Annotated in this window: 4 protein-coding genes; 3 read left to right on the top strand and 1 reads right to left on the bottom strand. The window is 38.3% G+C overall.

Translation table 11 applies throughout. The features are described 5' to 3' along the window. Both mobQ and repM read left to right on the top strand, forming a co-directional pair. On the top strand, positions 1-1,591 hold a 1,591-nt coding region (gene mobQ / locus HHA42_RS13170; RefSeq protein WP_168526841.1), incomplete at its 5' end, for a MobQ family relaxase. Positions 1,592-2,203: 612 nt separating this feature from the next. Further along, positions 2,204-3,139 carry a replication initiation protein RepM gene (repM, locus tag HHA42_RS13165; protein WP_168382256.1) on the top strand — a complete coding sequence of 312 codons (936 nt, stop codon included), beginning with the start codon at positions 2,204-2,206 and terminating at the stop codon, positions 3,137-3,139. Between the two features lie 68 nt (positions 3,140-3,207). On the opposite strand, the gene HHA42_RS13560 is transcribed toward repM, so the two are convergent. After that, positions 3,208-3,579, bottom strand: a complete 372-nt coding sequence (locus HHA42_RS13560; protein ID WP_228278683.1) for a hypothetical protein — start codon at positions 3,577-3,579, stop codon at positions 3,208-3,210. A gap of 233 nt (positions 3,580-3,812) precedes the next feature. Here HHA42_RS13560 and HHA42_RS13610 point away from each other — a divergent pair. Beyond that, the coding region (locus HHA42_RS13610; RefSeq protein ID WP_168526839.1) for a MobA/MobL family protein at positions 3,813-3,948 on the top strand (136 nt) is incomplete at its 3' end.

Here is a 3,948-nt window from a genome sequence, read left to right as displayed (position 1 = left end):
TGCTTGTGCTGCATATCGTGCAGGCGAAAAATTGTTAGATGATAGATACGGAAAAGAACAGGACTACACAAAAAAAACAGGTGTCGAATTTACAAATATTTATGCACCTCCGAATACCAACCCTGAACTATTAGACCGTCAGACCTTATGGAATACCGTCGAGAAAGTGGAACGTCGCAAAGATGCTGTACTTGCTCGTGAATTTGAAATTGCATTTCCGCATGAGTTGAACGCAGAACAAAGAAAGCAGTTGCTAGACGAGCTATGTCAGAAACTTGTTGAGAAGTACGGTGTCGTTGTCGATGCTGCAATTCATGCACCACATACGGAAAGTGGCAGTGATGCACGAAACTATCATGCTCACATCATGTTCACGACACGCGCGATCAATGAAAATGGTGAGTTTTCTGCAAAAAAATATCGTGATTTCAGTCGCGACAATGGCACTGAAACAGTTTGCGACTGGAGAGCGGACTTTGCTGATCTATGCAACAAGCATCTTGCGTTAGCAGGCTTCGATGAACGTGTCGATCATCGAAGTTACGCAGATCAAAACAAAGACTATTTAGAGCCGACAGTACATGAAGGGCCGGCTGTCACAGCAATGCGTAGACGTGGCATTGATACAGAGATCAGTTTGAATAACGATGAAATCAAAGTACGTAATGCAGACGCTATCGAACGTCATGAACAGATCATCAAAGGGCTTGATCAAGAGATCATTGTTCCGCAATACATCAACGACCAAATTTTAGAACTAGAAAATGAGCTGCAACTCACTGATGCAGAAGAACGCGAGCTGCTTGCTGAATTTGCAAACTTAGATCAACAAGAAGAACAGCTTCAAATGCAGCAATCACAAGCGATTGACTACGCATACGATCAATTTCTTGCATTACAGCATGAGTATCAAACTTATGCTCGAAACTACTATCACTTTGAAAATATCAAAAATAAAGCTATTGCTGATAAGCAGCTAGAGCGTGATAAATCAGTCAGATACATGCAAAAGAACGGTTATGAAAATGACAATCTGTTTATCAGTGCTGTGTATTCAAATCATGCAGTACAGCCTGATTGGTTTGTTTCAGAAAAAGACTTAAATGCTTTCAAACACGCACAGCATAAGACTTTCAAAGAATCTGCAAAAGATGATCTACAACAAATTGCGCGCATTTATTCAGAGTTAGAACGTCACGCTAAAATATTACAAGATCACGATATTGAGCTGCCAACCGCGACGAAAGAAGAAAAAAGCTTATTTGGGCTTATCAAAAAAGAAGTTGAGCTTGATTTTGGATGGAGAGATTTAGACGCAAAAATGTATGAAACCGGCGAATATCGTCAAGTTTTGACAGAAATATCAGACGATGAAAGCAAACATGACGCTAAATTGCGCTCAGATGCGCTAGATCGAAGTTTAGTGCAAGAGTGGTCTAACGACCTAGCTAAAGAAAATAAAGAGCGTATAGCGCAAGAGAACGCAAATAAACAACATATTCAAAATAAACCTGAAAACACTGTTCAAAACACTGTAAAACCGAAACAAAAAGAAATATCAAAAGATGACTCACCGAGTCCGGGCTTTTAGTTTATCTAAACAATAAAATCAATTAGTTAGCTCGCGGAGTGCGAGCGTCACAATGAAAGTTCGCCCTTTCCCCTCCCTGATTACAAGCTTCCCTTTGCTGCTAAGACTGAGGTACAGAGCATCCCGAAGGGTGCGAACTGATGCACTTTGCATCAAGATCGAGCGAAGCTCGAAAAAGAAACTGTTTGCGAAGCAAATTCATTCTTGCTTTTGCTGCATTTGCTTCATGAACTGCATTAGCTAAAAACTGCCCCCAGCACTCAGCTTGTCTGAGTGCAATAGAGTTTGAGCGTAAGCGAAAACATAGGGCAGTTTTCATGTGGGTTCTGGGCTTTTAATAAAATATAAGCTTTTAAATGCTTTTAAGACCTCTGAAAGCCTTTATAGCAAAGGCTTTCAGCCTTCATATATGGACATTTAGTTTGCAATACATGGACATTTAGTTTGTAGATAACTCTCTATACATGGACATCTAGTTGGCATATATTGACAAAATAAATTGCGTCAATATAATAAGAATTAGTCCAATGTGGCGACAATAATAATTGCGTCAACATATAGACAATAATAATTGCGTCCACTTAATGAAGTTTAATAATATGAAAACTACTGATGAAGAAAGAATTAGTTGTGAAAGACAATGTATTAATTGAAGCAAGCTATAACCTCGACTTAGTAGAGCAACGCTTAATCCTATTGGCGATCGTTGAAGCAAGAGAGAGTGGTAAAGGCATTAATGCACACGACCCTTTATCTATTCACGCTGAAAGCTATATCAATCAGTTTGGCGTACATCGCAATGGTGCTTATCAGGCTTTAAAGAATGCGTCTAAAGACTTATTTGTGCGCCAGTTCAGCTATCAGGAGAAACGGTCAAAAGGGTTAGCGAATGTCACTAGCCGTTGGGTGTCTGAAATTGCATACATTGAAGATGCTGCATGCGTTGAACTGATCTTTGCCCCAGCAATCATTCCGTTAATAACGCGGCTTGAAGAGCACTTCACTAGCTATGAACTTGAACAAGTCGCTAAACTAACTAGCGGTTATGCTATTCGTTTATATGAGCTGCTCATCGCTTGGCGAAGTACTGGCAAAACACCAGTTATCAGTTATGAAGATTTAAGGAAGAAGCTTGGTGTCTTAGATCACGAATACAAAGTGAAAGCAGACTTTAAGAAACGTGTGCTTGATAGTAGTCTCAAACAAATTAATGAGCACACCGATATTACTGTGAAGTATGAGCAGCATAAAACTGGTCGTGAAATCACAGGTTTTTCTTTTAGATTCAAGCAAAAGCCACAGACTAAAAATGCTCAGAAGTCACAGCAACGAGATCCGAATACAATCGACTTGTTTAGCAAAATGACAGATGCACAACGTCATTTGCTTGCTTCTAAACTCTCAAGATTGCATGAAATGAGCGAATACTCAGTCGGTAATGAATCTTATGAGGACTTAGCAAAATGTCTTGCTGAAAAGCTATTAGATGAAAATTTCTTTAAGTCTGTCACTCCGCTTTTTGATCAAATAAATTACAAGCCCTATTGATGCCCATTTTCAATGACCTCAATACCAGGACAAGTCTTGGTATTGAAAGGTCATTAAAAATAGTCATCTCAAAAAAGAATGTCTTTAAATAAATCTTTATCTTTCTGTCTATTCGATTCTGTTTTGTTTTCAGTATTTAAGAACTGTTCAAAGTCAGATAACTGATGTTTAAACGATTCATCATGTTTTATTTTATTCAGAACCCAAGACCCCAATAATATTTTTCTACGAGTATCGTCTTTACGTTCTTGAGATTTAACTACTTTTAAAAGTTTATCTTGTTCTTCTTTTAATTTACTTTGATGTTTTTTCGCATCTAATAAAACTTGTTCAGCTTCTTTTTTTAAATAATCTATTTGCTCTTGAATAGATAATTTTTTCTGCTGTGCTTTTGAGAGTTTTACAAATACAGCATCTTTCTTTTCTTGAATATCTGACATACTATTAAACCGTGATGACTAATTATTAATCATCATAATGGCAAAAAAACAAGCGAGCAATATCAAAACGTAGCGAAGCGAAGTTTTCCCGTCTCGAAGAGAAGGGCGCACTTAGCCATTGAGGAAACCTCAATGGTGCGACAAGGGGAAAATCCCCTTTGTAATCCCCTGACCAACCTGTATAGGTTGGTAAAATTCGGTAAACCGAATTTAAGAGAAAGAGCAAAAGTAGAATGTCGATCTATCATTTATCAGTCAAAGCGATTAGTAGAAGCGATGGACGTAGTGCCGTTGCTTGTGCTGCATATCGTGCAGGCGAAAAATTGTTAGATGATAGATACGGAAAAGAACAGGACTACACAAAAAAAA

The sequence above is a fragment of the Acinetobacter sp. A3 genome, from assembly GCF_012371415.1.
Taxonomy (GTDB): domain Bacteria; phylum Pseudomonadota; class Gammaproteobacteria; order Pseudomonadales; family Moraxellaceae; genus Acinetobacter.
This window is presented reverse-complemented; position numbering and strand designations above follow the sequence as displayed.

What these genes read in the sequence shown, in the direction of transcription:
- repM (WP_168382256.1), top strand. Translation starts at nt 2,204, where the DNA reads ATGAAGAAAGAATTAGTTGTGAAAGACAATGTATTAATTGAAGCAAGC.
- HHA42_RS13560 (WP_228278683.1), bottom strand. Translation starts at nt 3,579, where the DNA reads ATGTCAGATATTCAAGAAAAGAAAGATGCTGTATTTGTAAAACTCTCA.